The sequence below is a fragment of the Nitratireductor sp. GCM10026969 genome (genome assembly GCF_042660605.1).
Classification (GTDB): Bacteria; Pseudomonadota; Alphaproteobacteria; order Rhizobiales; family Rhizobiaceae; genus Chelativorans.
In genome coordinates this window covers 1-501 of record NZ_JBHSUM010000344.1, presented here as the reverse complement: position 1 = coordinate 501, position 501 = coordinate 1, and the positions used below count along the sequence as shown (strand labels likewise).

At 70.1% G+C, this 501-nt stretch carries 1 pseudogene; it reads left to right on the top strand.

From position 1 onward, the window contains the following. Positions 1 to 501: pseudogene (locus tag ACFP9U_RS25420) on the top strand (double-strand break repair protein AddB); the annotation flags it as partial.

The window sequence follows — 501 nt, the reverse complement described above, 5'->3', positions numbered from 1 at the left end:
CCGTCGCCCGCGCATCCGTCGAGGCGCTTGAGGCGCTGGCCCGCGATGCCGAGGGCGCGCTGACGCTGCTCTACGATGGCGAAAGCGGCGAGGCGCTCGCCCGCTTTCTGCGCGAGCTGGTCGAAACACGGACGGATCTTGAAATCGATCTCGTGGAATGGCCGGACGTCTTCGACGCACTCATTGCCGGGCAGGTGGTCAAGCCGGCCCCCGGCGCGGACCATCGCGTGGCGATCTGGGGCACGCTTGAAGCACGGCTGCAGAACGTGGACACGCTGGTTCTCGGCGGGCTCAACGAGGGCACCTGGCCGCAGGTGCCGCCGTCCGACCGCTTCATGTCACGCCTGATGAAGGCCGAGCTCGCGCTGGAGCCGCCGGAACGGCGCATCGGGCTTGCCGCCCATGACTTCATGATGGCCATGGGCGCGCCGGAAATCGTGCTCTCCCGCTCCGCCCGCACCGGGGATGCGCCCGCCGTCGCCTCGCGCTGGCTGCAGAGGC